The sequence below is a fragment of the Enterobacter sp. BIGb0383 genome (assembly GCF_003751845.1).
Taxonomy (GTDB): Bacteria; Pseudomonadota; Gammaproteobacteria; order Enterobacterales; family Enterobacteriaceae; genus BIGb0383.
In genome coordinates this window covers 1,673,658-1,690,356 of the sequence record NZ_RJKQ01000001.1, presented here as the reverse complement: position 1 = coordinate 1,690,356, position 16,699 = coordinate 1,673,658, and the positions used below count along the sequence as shown (strand labels likewise).

General features: G+C 56.8%; 14 protein-coding genes. 10 read left to right on the top strand and 4 right to left on the bottom strand.

The features are described 5' to 3' along the window. Positions 1–154: 154 nt before the first annotated feature. The 7 genes from EDF81_RS08030 to der all read left to right on the top strand — a co-directional run bounded on the left by EDF81_RS08030 (position 155) and on the right by der (position 8,558). A complete protein-coding gene (locus EDF81_RS08030) occupies positions 155–1,321 on the top strand; it encodes a bifunctional tRNA (adenosine(37)-C2)-methyltransferase TrmG/ribosomal RNA large subunit methyltransferase RlmN (RefSeq protein ID WP_123347545.1) in 1,167 nt (388 codons plus the stop codon). Between the two features lie 295 nt (positions 1,322–1,616). Then, on the top strand, positions 1,617–2,603 hold the full coding sequence (rodZ, locus tag EDF81_RS08025) for a cytoskeleton protein RodZ (RefSeq protein ID WP_123347544.1): 987 nt from the start codon (positions 1,617–1,619) through the stop codon (positions 2,601–2,603). Between the two features lie 26 nt (positions 2,604–2,629). Further along, positions 2,630–3,748 carry a flavodoxin-dependent (E)-4-hydroxy-3-methylbut-2-enyl-diphosphate synthase gene (gene ispG / locus EDF81_RS08020; RefSeq protein ID WP_123347543.1) on the top strand — a complete coding sequence of 373 codons (1,119 nt, stop codon included), beginning with the start codon at positions 2,630–2,632 and terminating at the stop codon, positions 3,746–3,748. Positions 3,749–3,842: 94 nt separating this feature from the next. Then, complete coding sequence (gene hisS / locus EDF81_RS08015) at positions 3,843–5,117, top strand: histidine--tRNA ligase (protein WP_123347542.1); 1,275 nt, start codon at positions 3,843–3,845, stop codon at positions 5,115–5,117. 34 nt (positions 5,118–5,151) lie between these two features. Then, positions 5,152–5,772, top strand: a complete 621-nt coding sequence (locus EDF81_RS08010) for a YfgM family protein (RefSeq protein ID WP_123347541.1) — start codon at positions 5,152–5,154, stop codon at positions 5,770–5,772. 10 nt (positions 5,773–5,782) lie between these two features. Further along, positions 5,783–6,961 (top strand): outer membrane protein assembly factor BamB, encoded by a 1,179-nt coding sequence (bamB, locus tag EDF81_RS08005; RefSeq protein ID WP_123347540.1) that lies wholly within the window; start codon positions 5,783–5,785, stop codon positions 6,959–6,961. A 118-nt stretch (positions 6,962–7,079) separates the two neighbouring features. Beyond that, on the top strand, positions 7,080–8,558 hold the full coding sequence (der, locus tag EDF81_RS08000) for a ribosome biogenesis GTPase Der (RefSeq protein WP_123347539.1): 1,479 nt from the start codon (positions 7,080–7,082) through the stop codon (positions 8,556–8,558). Between the two features lie 80 nt (positions 8,559–8,638). Here der and EDF81_RS07995 read toward each other — a convergent pair whose 3' ends face one another. Beyond that, positions 8,639–10,000, bottom strand: coding sequence for a YncE family protein (locus EDF81_RS07995; protein ID WP_123347538.1), 1,362 nt, complete (start codon positions 9,998–10,000; stop codon positions 8,639–8,641). A 379-nt stretch (positions 10,001–10,379) separates the two neighbouring features. Here EDF81_RS07995 and EDF81_RS07990 point away from each other — a divergent pair, with 379 nt between their 5' ends. Next, positions 10,380–11,921, top strand: coding sequence for a peptide MFS transporter (locus EDF81_RS07990; RefSeq protein ID WP_123347537.1), 1,542 nt, complete (start codon positions 10,380–10,382; stop codon positions 11,919–11,921). A gap of 58 nt (positions 11,922–11,979) precedes the next feature. After that, entirely contained in the window at positions 11,980–12,201 is a 222-nt protein-coding gene (locus EDF81_RS07985; RefSeq protein WP_123347536.1) for a zinc ribbon domain-containing protein, read from the top strand. On the opposite strand, the gene EDF81_RS07980 is transcribed toward EDF81_RS07985, so the two are convergent. The 3 genes from EDF81_RS07980 to xseA form a co-directional block, all read right to left on the bottom strand. Beyond that, positions 12,198–12,548, bottom strand: coding sequence for a protealysin inhibitor emfourin (locus EDF81_RS07980; RefSeq protein WP_123347535.1), 351 nt, complete (start codon positions 12,546–12,548; stop codon positions 12,198–12,200). The genes EDF81_RS07985 and EDF81_RS07980 overlap by 4 nt on opposite strands. After that, on the bottom strand, positions 12,549–13,574 hold the full coding sequence (locus EDF81_RS07975; RefSeq protein WP_123347534.1) for a M4 family metallopeptidase: 1,026 nt from the start codon (positions 13,572–13,574) through the stop codon (positions 12,549–12,551). 83 nt (positions 13,575–13,657) lie between these two features. Further along, positions 13,658–15,031 carry an exodeoxyribonuclease VII large subunit gene (gene xseA / locus EDF81_RS07970; RefSeq protein WP_123347533.1) on the bottom strand — a complete coding sequence of 458 codons (1,374 nt, stop codon included), beginning with the start codon at positions 15,029–15,031 and terminating at the stop codon, positions 13,658–13,660. 170 nt (positions 15,032–15,201) lie between these two features. Between xseA and guaB the strand changes: the two genes are divergently transcribed. Then, positions 15,202–16,668: an IMP dehydrogenase gene (gene guaB / locus EDF81_RS07965; RefSeq protein WP_123347532.1), complete on the top strand. Its 1,467-nt coding sequence runs from the start codon at positions 15,202–15,204 to the stop codon at positions 16,666–16,668. The last annotated feature ends 31 nt before the right edge of the window (positions 16,669–16,699 follow it).

The following is a 16,699-nucleotide window of genomic DNA, read 5'->3' as shown; positions in this document are numbered from 1 at the left end:
TACACTTTTATTTGATCAATGCCACGTGCAGACGTGGCATCTGTACGCCAGAATTTGTACAATGCGACGCCCCGGATGAGCATACCGCTACCGGGGCGTTTCTTTTTAACCCTTCAGAGGCCATAACGTGTAACAACGAGGCCGGAATACAACTATGTCTGAACAGATTGTCACGCCTGATACTGCCATCCCGGTAGTTGCTACTAAAGATGAAAAGATTAACCTGCTGGATCTAAATCGTCAGCAGATGCGCGAGTTTTTCAAAGACTTAGGTGAAAAACCCTTCCGCGCCGACCAGGTGATGAAGTGGATGTATCACTATTGCAGCGATGACTTTGATGATATGACCGACATCAACAAAGTCCTGCGCAACAAACTAAAAGCCGTCGCGGAAATCCGCGCGCCGGAAGTCGTCGAAGAGCAACGCTCCTCCGATGGCACCATTAAGTGGGCCATTGCGGTAGGCGATCAGCGTGTTGAAACCGTTTATATCCCTGAAGATGACCGCGCCACCCTGTGCGTCTCCTCCCAGGTCGGCTGTGCGCTGGAGTGCAAATTCTGCTCCACGGCGCAGCAGGGCTTTAACCGTAACCTGCGCGTGTCCGAGATTATCGGCCAGGTGTGGCGTGCGGCGAAAATCATCGGCGCTGCCCGCGTCACCGGCACGCGTCCGATCACCAACGTGGTAATGATGGGCATGGGCGAGCCGCTGCTCAACCTGACCAACGTCGTGCCGGCGATGGAAATCATGCTCGACGATTTCGGTTTTGGCCTGTCCAAACGTCGCGTGACCCTGTCCACCTCGGGCGTTGTGCCCGCGCTGGATAAGCTGGGCGACATGATCGACGTTGCGCTGGCGATTTCCCTTCATGCGCCAAACGACACGATTCGTGACGAAATTGTACCGATTAACAAAAAGTACAATATCGAAACCTTCCTCAACTCGGTACGCGGCTATATTGGCAAGTCCAACGCTAACCAGGGGCGCGTCACCATCGAGTACGTTATGCTGGATCACGTCAACGACGGAACCGAGCATGCGCATGAGCTGGCCGAACTGCTGAAGGATACGCCGTGTAAGATCAACCTGATCCCATGGAACCCCTTCCCGGGCGCGCCGTATGGCCGTAGCTCCAATAGCCGCATCGACCGTTTTTGTAAGGTGCTGATGAGCTATGGTTTCACCACCATCGTGCGTAAAACGCGTGGCGATGATATCGATGCGGCCTGCGGCCAGCTGGCGGGCGATGTTATCGACCGTACGCGCCGTACTATGCGTAAACGCGCACAGGGTGAGCCTATCGCGGTGAAGGCCGTTTGATGAAAAAAAACACGACGGAACGCGCAGAATGCGTTCTGTCGTGTAAAGATGTTGAATAATTCGGCGAAACACACTGATAGTCATAATTATTACTGTGCGTTTGACCCGACTTTAAGGCAGTATGTAACGATACAACAGCAGCTTAGCGCTTGCGCATAAGCTGTTCTGTCATCAGTGGCCCGGGCGTTGTTATACTGTACGTCTGAGTGTTACAGACAGAATTTCCCGGCGCGGGTGGGGAGTGCGACAGACCGGCGCCTGAACCTAATTTTTCACGTATCAGCAGTTGTAGCGAATGAATACAGAAGCCACCCACGATCAGCACGAAAAACATACCACTGGCGTTCGTCTGCGTAATGCCCGTGAGCAATTAGGATTAAGCCAGCAGGCCGTTGCAGAACGCCTGTGCCTGAAGGTTTCCACCGTTCGCGATATCGAAGAGGATAAAAATCCTAACGAACTGGCGAGCACCTTCCTGCGCGGCTATATCCGTTCTTATGCCCGTCTGGTGCATATCCCTGAAGAAGAACTGCTGCCGATGATCGAACAGCAGGTTCCGGCCAGAGCGGCGAAAGTCACTCTGAACCACGGGTATGCGTTAGGTAAACAGCGCAAAAAGCGCGACGGCTGGTTAATGAGCTTCACCTGGCTGGTGCTGATCGTCGTTATCGGCCTGACCGGCGCATGGTGGTGGCAAAACCACAAGGCGCAGCAGGCAGAGATCACCAGCATGGCGGACCACTCTTCCGCTGAGCAAACCGTCACCGAAGGTCAGAGCGTCCCGCTGGATACCGGTTCTGCAGCACCTGCAGCCGATAACGCGGTGAGCGTCCCTTTGCAGGCACCGGCGGCAGCGCCGGCACCTGAAGCCGCGCCTGCGGCAACGGCAAACACCCAGAACAATACCGTGGTTTCACCTTCGCAGGCGAACGTGGAAACCGTTGCCCCTGCGGCGACGACACCAACAACTGAAGCACCTCTGCCGACCGCAGAGGCCGGTGTTTCTGCGCCTGCCGCAGACGCTAACGCGCTGGTGATGAACTTCTCCGCCGACTGCTGGCTTGAAGTGACCGACGGTAGTGGAAAAAAGTTGTTCAGCGGGATACAGCGTAGCGGCGCGACGTTGAACTTAGCAGGTCAGGCGCCTTACCGACTGAAAATTGGTGCGCCGTCCGCAGTACAGATCCAATTCCAGGGTAAACCTGTCGATCTGAGTCGTTTTATCAGAAATAACCAGGTTGCGCGTCTGACCCTGAATGCCGAACAATCAGCGGCACAGTAACAGACGGGTAACGCGGGAGAGTTTTCATGCATAACCAGGCTCCTGTTCAACGTAGAAAGTCGAAACGCATTTACGTTGGCAATGTGCCGATCGGCGATGGCGCCCCTATCGCCGTACAGTCAATGACCAACACGCGCACCACGGACGTGGCTGCGACGGTTAATCAAATCAAAGCGCTGGAGCGCGTAGGCGCAGATATCGTCCGCGTTTCGGTTCCCACCATGGATGCGGCGGAAGCCTTCAAACTGATCAAGCAGCAGGTGGACGTTCCGCTGGTTGCGGATATTCACTTTGACTACCGTATCGCGCTGAAAGTTGCCGAATACGGCGTAGACTGCCTGCGCATCAACCCCGGTAATATCGGCAGCGAAGAGCGTATTCGCCAGGTGGTGGACTGCGCCCGCGATAACAATATTCCTATTCGTATCGGCGTGAACGCCGGTTCGCTGGAAAAAGATCTGCAGGAAAAGTACGGCGAGCCTACGCCGCAGGCGCTGATCGAATCGGCGATGCGTCATGTGGATCATCTGGACAGGCTTAACTTCGATCAGTTCAAAGTCAGCGTCAAGGCATCGGATGTGTTCCTCGCCGTTGAATCCTATCGTCTGCTGGCGGCGAAGATCGATCAGCCGCTGCATCTCGGGATCACCGAGGCCGGTGGCTTACGCAGTGGGTCGGTGAAGTCGGCGATTGGTCTGGGTCTGCTGCTGTCTGAAGGCATTGGCGATACGCTGCGCGTCTCTCTGGCGGCGGATCCTGTCGAAGAGATCAAAGTGGGCTTCGATATTCTGAAGTCCCTGCGTATTCGCGCCCGCGGCATCAACTTTATTGCCTGCCCGACCTGTTCCCGTCAGGAGTTCGACGTGATCGGGACGGTCAACGCCCTTGAGCAGCGCCTGGAAGATATCATTACGCCGATGGATGTTTCCATTATCGGCTGCGTGGTAAACGGACCGGGTGAAGCGCTGGTCTCCACGCTTGGCGTGACCGGCGGCAATAAGAAAAGCGGTCTGTATGAAGACGGCGTGCGCCGGGATCGACTGGATAACAACGACATGATCACCCAGCTCGAAGCGCGTATTCGCGCCAAGGCCAGTATGCTGGATGAAACGCGTCGTATTGATATCCAGCAAGTGGAAAAATAACCTGACTGGGAAGCGGCTGGCTTCCCGTGTATGATTGAACCCGCAGGGGATATTGCCCTGTGGGTCTATTTTTATATACAGAAAGAGAATAAACGTGGCAAAGAACATTCAAGCCATCCGTGGCATGAACGATTATCTGCCTGGCGAAACCGCCATCTGGCAGCGCATTGAAGGCACACTCAAACAGGTGCTCGGCAGCTACGGTTACAGCGAAATTCGTTTGCCGATTGTAGAGCAGACCCCGTTATTCAAACGCGCGATCGGCGAAGTGACCGACGTGGTTGAAAAAGAGATGTACACCTTTGAGGACCGCAACGGCGATAGCCTGACTCTGCGTCCTGAAGGTACGGCGGGCTGCGTACGCGCCGGCATCGAGCATGGTCTTCTGTACAATCAGGAGCAGCGGCTGTGGTATATCGGGCCGATGTTCCGTCATGAGCGTCCGCAAAAAGGCCGCTACCGCCAGTTCCATCAGCTGGGTGCGGAAGTCTTTGGCCTGCAGGGCCCGGATATCGACGCCGAACTGATTATGCTGACCGCCCGCTGGTGGCGTGCGCTGGGCATCTCTGAGCACGTCAGCCTGGAGCTGAACTCTATCGGTTCTCTTGAGGCGCGTGCTAACTATCGCGATGCGCTGGTGGCCTTCCTCGAACAGCATATCGACGTGCTGGATGAAGACTGCAAACGCCGTATGTACAGCAATCCGCTGCGCGTGCTGGATTCCAAGAATCCGGATGTGCAGGCGCTGCTGAATGACGCACCGGCGTTGGGCGACTATCTTGACGATGATTCCCGTGAGCACTTTGCAGGCCTTTGCGCTCTGCTGGACGCGGCGGGTATCGCCTATACCGTGAACCAGCGTCTGGTACGCGGTCTCGATTACTACAACCGCACCGTTTTCGAATGGGTTACCCGCAGCCTCGGCTCGCAGGGCACCGTCTGCGCGGGCGGCCGTTACGACGGCCTGGTAGAGCAGCTGGGTGGCCGCGCCACGCCGGCGGTTGGCTTTGCCATGGGCCTCGAACGACTTGTTTTGTTAGTTCAGGCAGTTAATCCGGAATTTAAAGCCGATTCCGTTGTCGATATATACCTGGTAGCCTCCGGGACTGATACCCAGTCTGCAGCGATGCAGCTGGCGGAGCAGATCCGTGATGCGTTACCCGGCGTTAAGCTGATGACCAACCACGGCGGCGGCAACTTTAAGAAGCAGTTTGCTCGTGCCGACAAGTGGGGAGCAACCCTCGCGCTGGTACTGGGCGAGTCGGAAATGGCTGACCGCAACGTGGTGGTGAAGGATTTGCGCTCAGGTGAGCAGACTACCGTGACGCAGGATAGCGTTGCCGCGCATTTGCGCACACTTCTGGGCTAATTCCCCGGGCATTATCGTTAAGGAGAAGGACTGCGTGGAAATCTACGAAAACGAAAACGACCAGGTTGGTGCACTGAAGCGTTTCCTTGCTGAAAACGGCAAGGCGCTGGTCGTTGGGGTTGTTTTAGGTATTGGCGGACTGCTGGGCTGGCGCTACTGGACCAGCCATCAGGCCGATGCAGCCAGTGCGGCTTCACTGTCTTATCAGCGTGCCGTTTCCACGCTGAGCGCTGATAAGCCTGAATCCCTGACTGCCGCACAGAAGTTTGCTGCGGACAATAAAAACACCTATGGCGCATTTGCGTCACTGGAGCTGGCGCAGCAGTTCGTTGATAAAAACGAGCTGGATAAAGCGGTGACTCAGCTCCAGCAGGGCCTCGCTGCGGCGCAGGATACCAATCTGCAGGCGGTGATCAATCTGCGCCTGGCGCGTGTTCAGCTGCAGTTAAAGCAGGCTGACGCGGCGCTGAAATCCCTGGAAGGTATCAAGGGTGAAGCCTGGGCGGCCATCGTTGCCGACCTGCGCGGTGAAATCCTGTTAAGCAAAGGCGACAAACAGGGCGCTCGTGCGGCCTGGGAAGCCGGTGTGAAAAGCGATGCATCGCCCGCGCTGAGCGAAATGATGCGCATGAAAATGAATAATTTGTCCATCTGAGAGGGACCCGATGCAATTGCGTAAATTACTTCTGCCAGGGCTGCTTTCTGTCACCTTATTAAGTGGATGCTCCCTGTTTAGTGGCGAAGAAGATGTGGTCAAGATGTCACCGTTACCGACGGTGACCAATGAATTCACGCCGTCCACCGCCTGGAGCACCTCTGTCGGTAACGGAATCGGTGATTTCTATTCAAACCTGCATCCGGCATGGGCGGACAACGTTGTCTATGCTGCGGATCGTCACGGTAAAGTGAAAGCGGTTAACGCCGACGACGGGAAAGAAGTCTGGTCCGTTAGCCTGGCCGAGAAATCCGGCTGGTTCTCTACCAGCCCGGCGCTGCTCTCCGGCGGCCTGACCGTTGCTGGCGGCCACGTTTACGTGGGCAGCGAGAAAGCACAGGTTTATGCGCTGAACACCAGCGACGGTACCGTTGCCTGGCAGACCCGCGTGGCCGGTGAAGCGCTGTCCCGTCCGGTCGTCAGCGACGGCATGGTGCTGATTCACACCAGTAACGGCCAGCTGCAGGCGCTGAACGAAACCGACGGTGCCGTGAAGTGGACCGTTAACCTGGATATGCCGTCCCTGTCCCTGCGCGGTGAGTCCGCGCCGGCCGTCGCCTTTGGCGCGGCAGTGGTCGGTGGCGATAACGGTCGCGTCAGCGCAGTGCTGATGGAGCAGGGGCAGATGATCTGGCAACAGCGTATCTCCCAGGCAACCGGTGCAACTGAAATCGACCGTCTGAGCGATGTAGATACCACGCCGATCGTTTCCAACGGCGTCGTTTACGCCCTGGCGTACAACGGCAACCTGACGGCGCTGGATCTGCGCTCCGGCCAGGTGATGTGGAAACGTGAGCTCGGCTCGGTCAATGATTTCGTGATCGACGGCGACCGTATCTATATGGTTGACCAGACCGACCGCGTACTGGCGCTGAGCACTGAGGGTGGCATTACCCTGTGGACGCAGAGCGATCTGCTTCATCGTGGCCTGACCAGCCCGGCGCTGTATAATGGTTATATCGTGGTGGGTGATAGCGAAGGCTACCTGCACTGGATTAACCTCAGCGACGGTCATTTTGTGGCTCAGCAGAAAATTGACAGCTCCGGTCTGCAGACCGAGCCGGTCGTGGCGGATGGCAAACTGTTTATCCAGGCCAAAGACGGCACGCTGTACGCGATTACCCGTTAATTCGGGCGGTCGTTAGCGGTGAAAAACGGCTCCTGTTCGACAGGAGCCGTTTTCCTGTTTTTAACAACGGCGCAAAACGGCGGCGTTGTGTAATGAAATTTTGAAAGAGGCTTTAAACATGGTACCTGTGGTCGCGCTTGTCGGGCGCCCTAATGTTGGAAAATCCACGCTCTTTAACCGTTTGACACGTACGCGGGATGCGCTGGTTGCGGATTTTCCGGGGCTGACGCGTGACCGTAAGTATGGTCGTGCCGAAGTAGAAGGACGTGAGTTTATCTGTATCGATACCGGCGGTATCGACGGAACCGAAGACGGCGTGGAAACGCGGATGGCGGAACAGTCGCTGCTGGCGATTGAAGAAGCTGACGTCGTGCTCTTTATGGTCGATGCCCGCGCTGGCCTGATGCCGGCGGATGAAGGCATTGCGAAGCACCTGCGCTCGCGTCAGAAGCCGACCTTCCTGGTGGCGAACAAAACCGATGGCATCGACCCGGATCAGGCGGTAGTGGATTTCTACGCGCTGGGTATGGGTGAGATCCACGCAATTGCTGCCTCTCACGGCCGCGGCGTGACCTCCCTGCTTGAGCAGGTCCTGGTGCCGTTCGTTGACGAGATCAATCCGCCGGAAGAGGTGGATGAAGAAGCGGAGTACTGGGCCCAGTTCGAAGCCGCGCAAAACGGTGAAGAAATTGAAGAGCCGGAAGACGACTTCAACCCGCAGGATCTGCCGATCAAGCTGGCGATTGTCGGTCGTCCGAACGTTGGTAAGTCCACGCTCACTAACCGTATCCTCGGCGAAGAGCGCGTGGTGGTCTACGATATGCCCGGCACCACCCGCGACAGTATCTATATCCCGATGGAACGCGACGAGCGTGAATTCATCCTGATCGATACCGCCGGCGTGCGTAAGCGCGGCAAAATTACCGACGTGGTCGAAAAATTCTCGGTGATCAAAACCCTGCAGGCGATTGAAGACGCCAACGTGGTGCTGCTGGTGATCGACGCTCGCGAAGGTATCTCCGATCAGGACCTCTCGCTGCTCGGCTTTATCCTGAATAGTGGGCGCTCACTGGTGATCGTGGTCAACAAGTGGGACGGTCTGTCGCAGGAAGTGCGTGAGCAGGTGAAAGAGACCCTGGACTTCCGTCTGGGCTTTATCGACTTTGCCCGCGTGCACTTTATCTCCGCGCTGCACGGCAGCGGCGTAGGTAACCTGTTCGAATCCGTGCGTGAAGCCTACGACAGCTCCACCCGCCGCGTCAGCACCGCCATGCTGACCCGTATTATGACCATGGCCGCTGAAGACCATCAGCCGCCGCTGGTACGCGGACGCCGCGTGAAGCTGAAATATGCTCACGCCGGTGGCTACAACCCGCCGATTGTGGTGATCCACGGCAACCAGGTGAAAGACCTGCCTGACTCCTACAAACGCTATCTGATGAACTACTTCCGTAAATCGCTGGACGTGATGGGTACGCCTATCCGCATCCAGTTTAAGGAAGGGGATAACCCGTTTGCCAACAAGCGTAACACCCTGACGCCGAACCAGATGCGTAAGCGTAAGCGTTTGATTAAGCATATTAAGAAAGGCAAGTAATCATTCAGCGCGAATTATTGCTTAGCTAAATGAAAAAAGCCCGCAATTGCATTGCGGGCTTTTTTATTGGACTCGTGTCGTTATTTGCTTGGGGTGATTTTCGTCACCGAGCCGGTTTGAGCCTTATCGCCGACTGTGCCATACATAGACACCAGATACACGGCACCATCCGGCGCGACGGCCAGGTGGTTAGGCGTATCATCCATCGGGATATTGGCAATCAATTTACCGTCCTTGTCCAGAACCGCAACGGTTCCGCCTGCGCGCGTGGCGGCGAAAGCGTGCGACGTCACCGTATCCCAGACCACAGAAACGCCCCCGGCACCGATGTAGGTATCCGCGAGAACCTTGCCATTCTTATCAAGAACCACGACATTGTTTGTCTCCTGTGACGCGACATACAGGCGGCCAGTCGCCGGATCGCGAGCGATGTCGGTCGCGCCTTGCGCCTCAGGTACTTTTACCGTCGTGCTCTTGCCCGTTTTGAGATCGATCCAGCCTACCCATGGGGTATCGCGGCTGACGCTATAGAGTTTCCCTCCGGCACTGTCGAGGGCAAGATCGGTGCTGTTAAACAGGTTTTTGCCACGCTCTACCACGAACTCCAGTTGGCCGACGTGTTCAAGTGTTTTTGTGTCATACACTTCGACAAAACCGGTCAGCGCTGCGCTGACATAGGCCCGATTGTTAGCTTCATCGATAATCACATCGCGTGGATGCGCGACCGAACCCTCCGGGAAGACTTTCACCACGGCAAGCGTTTTTGCGTCATAGACGGTCACCGTCTCGGCCAGGGTGTTGGTCGTCCAGACCTGACCATGGGCATTGTCGATACCGACGCCGAAGACACCAATCTGCTCACCCTTTTTGTCTTTAGGCAGCTCGGCCTCGGCTTCGACAGCCAGGGTTCCGGCGTTCAGTCTCATCAGGCGGCTGCCATCCTTCGGACCGCGTGCAGAGGTCACAAACAGCTTCCCGTCATTCGACACTGCCGACTGATACGCCCGCTCGCCGACGGATTTTTTTTGCAGGCTGTAAGCCTCTGCGTTTTGCGCAGGAACAATGCTGGACAATTTCAACATCACCTGCGAAACGCTGGCGGGATTTTTGGTGATCACGGTGAGTGGATGCAGGCCTGTCGCGGCATCGGCCGGAACGGTCAGCGGAATGGCGAGATTTCCCTTCCCGTCGGCGGTCAGTGGCTGAGGGGTCAGAACTTCAGTGCCATTCAGCATGGTGACGGTCGTGCCCGCCTGAAGGTTCTTAATCGCTATAGTGGTTTTGTCTCCGGGCTTAACAGGCACTTCCCGTGACCCGGCGCGGATACTGCCAGGAAACGTCGTGGAGGCGGCTTCCCATTGGCTATCGGCGTATGCCGCCGTGGCGGTTGACATCGCAATGGTGGAGGCCAACAGTACCGAACGGAATGAATGTCTTCTCATCGTATCTCCATAAATTGTATTGATGCTGAGTCTCCTTTTCCGCCATGAAAAACAAAGTCTCAACATGAGCGAATTGAATTTATCACATCAAATGCAAATAATTATCATTGTTATTTAAGTGGGAATATTAAACAGAGACCGCCTGCGCTCTCTGTGTGAAGTCAATCACTATTCACTTTTAACCACTTATAAATCCAGAAAAGTAGACAATCATCGAACTTTAATCTTAAAGTTCGGGGGTGGGTACTAGACAAAACTAGTGCATGGTTATCAAATGGTTAATTATTTTTTACCGCATGTAAAAAATCGATCGGATACATAACCGATCGGCGTACATGCCGGTGTTTACCAACACGACACATACCTCTTCGGGAGAATTATGCAATCCTCTGTTAATCACAAAGAGAGCCGAACTTTCTTCGGCCATCCTTATCCGCTCGGTTCGCTGTTCTTTACCGAAATGTGGGAGCGTTTCTCGTTTTATGGCATTCGCCCGTTACTGATCCTGTTTATGGCCGCCACCGTCTATGACGGCGGAATGGGGCTGGCGCGTGAAAACGCCTCGGCCATTGTCGGTATCTTTGCCGGTACCATGTACCTCGCCGCGCTGCCGGGTGGGTGGCTGGCGGATAACTGGCTCGGCCAGCAGAAAGCCGTCTGGTACGGTTCGATTCTGATTGCGCTCGGCCACCTGTCGATTGCGCTCTCGGCCTTTATGGGCAGTAACCTGTTCTTTATCGGCCTGATGTTTATCGTGCTCGGCTCTGGTCTGTTCAAGACCTGTATCTCGGTTATGGTCGGTACGCTGTATAAAAAAGGCGATGCGCGTCGTGACGGCGGTTTCTCGCTGTTCTATATGGGCATCAACATGGGGTCGTTTATTGCGCCGCTGATTTCCGGCTGGCTGATTAAATCTCACGGCTGGCACTGGGGCTTTGGTATCGGCGGTATCGGGATGCTGGTGGCGCTGATCATCTTCCGCATGTTCGCAGTTCCGTCGATGAAGCGCTATGACAGCGAAGTCGGCCTGGACTCCACCTGGAACAGCCCGGTGGTGAAACGCAATGGCGTGGGTGCATGGCTGCTGGCGCTGGCCGTGGGTGTCGCGGTTATCGTGACCCTGATTGCGCAGGGTGTGATTGTGATTAACCCGGTCGCCGTGGCCAGCGCGCTGGTGTATGTGATTGCGGCATCCGTGGCGCTGTACTTTATCTACCTGTTCCTGTTCGCAGGCCTGAACCGCAAAGAGCGCGCCAGACTGCTGGTCTGCTTTATTCTGCTGGTTGCTGCCGCGTTCTTCTGGTCCGCCTTTGAGCAGAAGCCAACCTCGTTCAACCTGTTTGCCAACGACTACACTAACCGCATGATTGGGGATTTCGAGATCCCGGCGGTATGGTTCCAGTCCATCAACGCCCTGTTTATTATTCTGCTGGCGCCGGTATTTAGCTGGGCATGGCCGGCACTCGCTCGCAAAAATGTGCGTCCGGGCAGCATCACCAAGTTTGTTATCGGTATCCTCTGTGCCGCGGCGGGCTTTGGCCTGATGATGCTGGCCGCGCAGAACGTGCTGAACAACGGTGGGGCAGGCGTGTCTCCGTTCTGGCTGGTGGGCAGTATTCTGATGCTGACGCTGGGCGAGCTGTGTCTGAGCCCGATTGGTCTGGCGACCATGACCGTGCTGGCACCGGAAAGAATGCGTGGGCAGATGATGGGACTGTGGTTCTGTGCCAGCGCCCTGGGTAACCTGGCGGCGGGCCTGATTGGGGGCCATGTGAAGGCCGATCAGCTGGATATGCTGCCGGCACTCTTCGAACGTTGCTCCATCGCGCTGCTGATTTGTGCGGCGGTACTGGCTGTTCTTATTGTTCCGGTGCGTCGTATGCTGGAAAATGTGCAGACTAAACCGGCTTCTGAAGCCTGATAACACTGCCGTTTGCCGGGGCCATTACTGTGCCCCGGCAAAGGTTACGGGAGAGTCCATGTCGATTAACTGTCCGGGTTGCCACGCAGCGCTGGAGCCGCAAAACGGTATCGCGCACTGCGACAGCTGCAATAAAGATATTCCCTTAGAGGCATACTGCCCGGAGTGCCATAAGCCGCTGGAGGTTTTAAAAGCCTGTGGCGCGGTGGACTATTTTTGCCGGAACGGCCACGGGCTGATCTCGAAAAAACGCGTGGAGTTTGTTCTGGCTGGGGCTTAATCGCACACGCAGCCTTCACCTTTTTGCCACAGCTCAACCAGCGACTCTGGCGCTTCCTGCTCAGGGACCAGCACAATAATATCGGCGTATTGCGCCTGATTATGCCGCGTCCGGATAATCTGGATGCGAAAATAACGCTGGTCACCGCGACCCGGTGAGGAGGGTTCTCCCGGCGGCTGACCGCGCGGGAAGGCTTGCTCCAGTATGTTCACCACGCGCTGGCGCTGCGTTTCGCTGAGTGACGACAGCGTAATTGTGCGCAGGCCGCTCAGCTTTGGAAAAAAGGCGACGCCGCCTTCCCGGGCCAGCTCTACAACGGCGTCATCTGTCAGTTCCGGGATCTGCATTCACAGTACTCCCACCTGTTCCCAGGCGTGTTTTATGGCCGCTGCGACCGCGCTACCGGCGCGTTTCTCTCCGTGGACGACTGTCAGTTTTGCAAAAGCCGCAAAATCTGCATTCTGTGCGAGGTTGCTATCGCACACCGTATCGTACCAGGCATAGCCGGCCTTTTCCCAGGCGTAGCCGCCGATCGCCGTCGCGGCCAGATAAAATGCCCGGTTAGGGATTCCGGAATTAAGATGCACGCCGCCATTGTCTTCACGCGTTTTGATAAAGTCTTTCATATGGCCTGGCTGTGGGTCTTTACCGAGCAGGGGATCGTCGTAGGCAGTTCCGGGTTCTGACATCGAGCGCAGCCCCTTGCCGTTGATGCCCTCCGCCAGTAGCCCTTCGCCGATCAGCCAGTCGGCCTGGTCCGCCGTTTGTTGCTTCTGATATTGCTTAACCAGCGCGCCGAAGACATCCGACAGGGATTCATTCAGCGCGCCGGACTGTTCAAAGTAGATAAGTCCGGCTTCCGTTTCTGTTACGCCGTGGCTGAGCTCGTGGGCCACCACGTCGATAGCGATGGTAAAGCGGTTAAAAATCTCCCCGTCGCCATCGCCGAAAACCATTTGCTCGCCGTTCCAGAACGCATTCTGATACTCATGGCCGTAATGAACGGTGCCGGTCAGCACCATACCTTCGTTATCCAGCGAGTCACGCTGCCAGTTCTTCCAGAAAAAATCATGCGTAATGCCGAGATAGTCCCAGGCTTCGTCCACGGCGATATCGCCGTTGGAAGACAGACCTTCGTAGCGCACCTGAACGCCTGGCAGCGTCTCTTTTTGCTGCGCATCGTAGATATCACGGGTGAGCTGGCCGGGTGCGGCGGCATGAGGCACGGCACGCTTGCCGTGGCTGTGGGCCATCAGGGTCTGGACATGGGTCAGGGTCTGGCGCGCGCAGCGCTGCTGTAGCTCGCTGCCGTGGTCGATGATACGGCGCAGAATATAGGGCGGGATAACGCCGGGACAGGTTCTGTTGTTCATGCGGCTCTCCTTAGTCGGGCACGGGTCCGTGCAGAAAAAGAACAGCTTAAGTATAGCGAGTCCGGGCGATCCGGGCGGCGGGATTAGTCGGTTTTACGCGCCCGGGCTTTACGCACCGGCGTGATACTTTTCACTTCGCTTTCCACCAGACCATCGGCAAGACGGGTGGTCAGCGTGTCGCCGCTTTTCACCTGTCGGGCCTTACGCAGTAGCTGACCATCAGAGGCGGTGGTCACGCTATAGCCACGGGCCAGCGTCGCCAGCGGGCTGACGGCTTCCAGATGGGCCACCTGATTTGAAAAACGTTCCCGGACCTGACCGAGCTGCGCCTGCATCATCTGCGTCATCCGGTATTCCAGCTGGCGAAGATGGGTCTGCATCCGATGAATACGCGGCTGCGGACTTTGCTGAGAAAGACGCTGCTCCATACGCTGCTGACGCTGCGCGGCCTGCTTTAAGCGGCTATCCATTTGCTGGCGCAGACGCTGTTGCAGGCGGTCGAGCTGGGTTTGCTGGCGTGCCAGCCGCAGCTGCGGATGCTGCTGTTGCAGACGATGGTGCAGCAGACTAAAGCGGCGGTTACCGCTGGCAAGGTAGTAATCCATCGCCATCTCCAGCCGCTGGCGAGCGGCCTGAATCTGGCGCTGAAGTTCGAGCTGGTTACGGCTGATCACTTCCGCAGCGGCAGACGGCGTCGGGGCACGCAGGTCGGCAACGAAATCGGCAATGGTCACGTCCGTTTCATGGCCGACGGCGCTGACTACCGGGATCTGACTGCCGAAGATGGCCCGCGCCACGCGCTCGTCGTTAAAACTCCATAAATCTTCCAGCGATCCGCCGCCGCGACCGACGATTAACACGTCGCACTCCTGACGGGCATTCGCCAGCGCAATCGCCCGGACAATCTGCCCTGGCGCATCATCGCCCTGAACCGTCGTCGGGTAAATTACCACCGGCAGAGAAGGATCGCGGCGTTTCAGGACCTGGAGAATATCGTGCAGGGCGGCCCCGGTTTTGGAGGTCACCACGCCGACGCAGCGGGCCGGGGAGGGCAGCGGCTTTTTCAGCGCCTGATCGAACAGCCCTTCGGCGGCCAGCTTGCTTTTCAGCAGCTCATACTTCTGCTGTAAAAGCCCTTCGCCCGCAGGCTGCATGCTTTCGACGATAATCTGGTATTCGCCGCGTGGCTCGTACATCGTGATACTGGCGCGAACCAGCACCTGCTGACCGTGCTGCGGACGGAACGTCACCCGGCGGTTGCTGTTGCGGAACATCGCGCAGCGCACCTGGGCCGTATCGTCTTTTAAGGTGAAGTACCAGTGACCGGAAGCGGGCTGGGTAAAGTTGGAGATTTCCCCGCTGATCCACACCTGGCCCATTTCGCGTTCCAGCAGCAGGCGAACCGTCTGATTCAGGCGGCTAACGGTAAAAATTGCGTTGGTCTGAGAAGGTAACATGTGAGCTGGATCAAATTCTAAATCAGCAGGTTAATCAGTCGATAGTACCCTGCTGAAGGGCGATCGCAAGTTTTTTCTCAAAAAAGGTATGGAAGCAATCGGTTTCGTTCTGTATAATGCCACGGCAATATTTTATCTGTTCTCACTAACCCCCAGGTTGAGATATTGCCATGCTACGTATCGCTAAAGAAGCACTGACGTTTGACGACGTTCTCCTTGTTCCCGCTCACTCTACCGTTCTGCCGAACACTGCCGACCTCGGCACTCAGCTGACCAAAACCATTCGCCTGAACATTCCTATGCTGTCTGCAGCTATGGACACCGTGACCGAAGCGCGTCTGGCGATTGCGCTGGCGCAGGAAGGCGGCATTGGCTTTATTCACAAAAATATGTCCATCGAGCGCCAGGCGGAAGAAGTTCGCCGCGTGAAGAAACACGAGTCTGGCGTGGTCACTGACCCGCAGTCCGTGCTGCCGACCACCACCCTGCGTGAAGTGAAAGAGCTGACCGAACGTAACGGCTTTGCCGGTTACCCGGTAGTGACCGCGGACAACGAACTGGTCGGTATCATCACCGGCCGTGACGTGCGTTTCGTGACCGACCTGAGCCAGCCTGTCACCGTCTATATGACCCCGAAAGAGCGTCTGGTGACCGTCCGTGAAGGCGAAGCCCGCGATGCGGTATTCGCAAAGATGCACGAAAAACGCGTTGAGAAAGCGCTGGTTGTGGACGATAGCTTCCACCTGATCGGCATGATCACCGTTAAAGACTTCCAGAAAGCCGAACGTAAACCGAACGCCTGTAAAGATGAGCATGGTCGTCTGCGCGTCGGTGCGGCAGTCGGTGCCGGAGCCGGTAACGAAGAGCGCGTTGACGCCCTGGTTGCCGCAGGCGTTGACGTTCTGCTGATCGACTCCTCTCACGGCCACTCTGAAGGCGTTCTGCAGCGTATTCGTGATACCCGCGCTAAATATCCTGACCTGCAGATCATCGGCGGCAACGTCGCAACCGGCGCTGGTGCGCGTGCCCTGGCGGAAGCGGGCTGCAGCGCGGTGAAAGTGGGTATCGGTCCTGGCTCCATCTGTACCACCCGTATCGTCACCGGCGTGGGCGTTCCACAGATCACCGCCGTGTCTGACGCGGTTGAAGCGCTGGAAGGCACCGGGATCCCGGTTATCGCCGACGGCGGCATCCGTTTCTCCGGCGATATCGCTAAAGCGATTGCCGCCGGTGCGAGCGTGGTGATGGTGGGCTCTATGCTGGCCGGTACCGAAGAGTCTCCGGGTGAAATCGAACTGTTCCAGGGCCGTTCCTACAAGTCCTACCGTGGTATGGGCTCGCTGGGCGCGATGTCTAAAGGCTCCTCCGACCGTTACTTCCAGACCGATAACGCCGCTGACAAGCTGGTGCCGGAAGGTATCGAAGGTCGCGTAGCCTATAAAGGCCGCCTGAAAGAGATCATCCATCAGCAGATGGGCGGCCTGCGTTCCTGTATGGGCCTGACCGGCTGTGGTACTATCGACGAGCTGCGTACTAAAGCGGAATTTGTACGCATCAGCGGTGCGGGCATCCAGGAAAGCCACGTCCATGACGTGACCATCACCAAAGAGTCCCCGAACTACCGTATGGGTTCCTGAACCTGATTTACATCGCCCGGCTTGAGCCGGG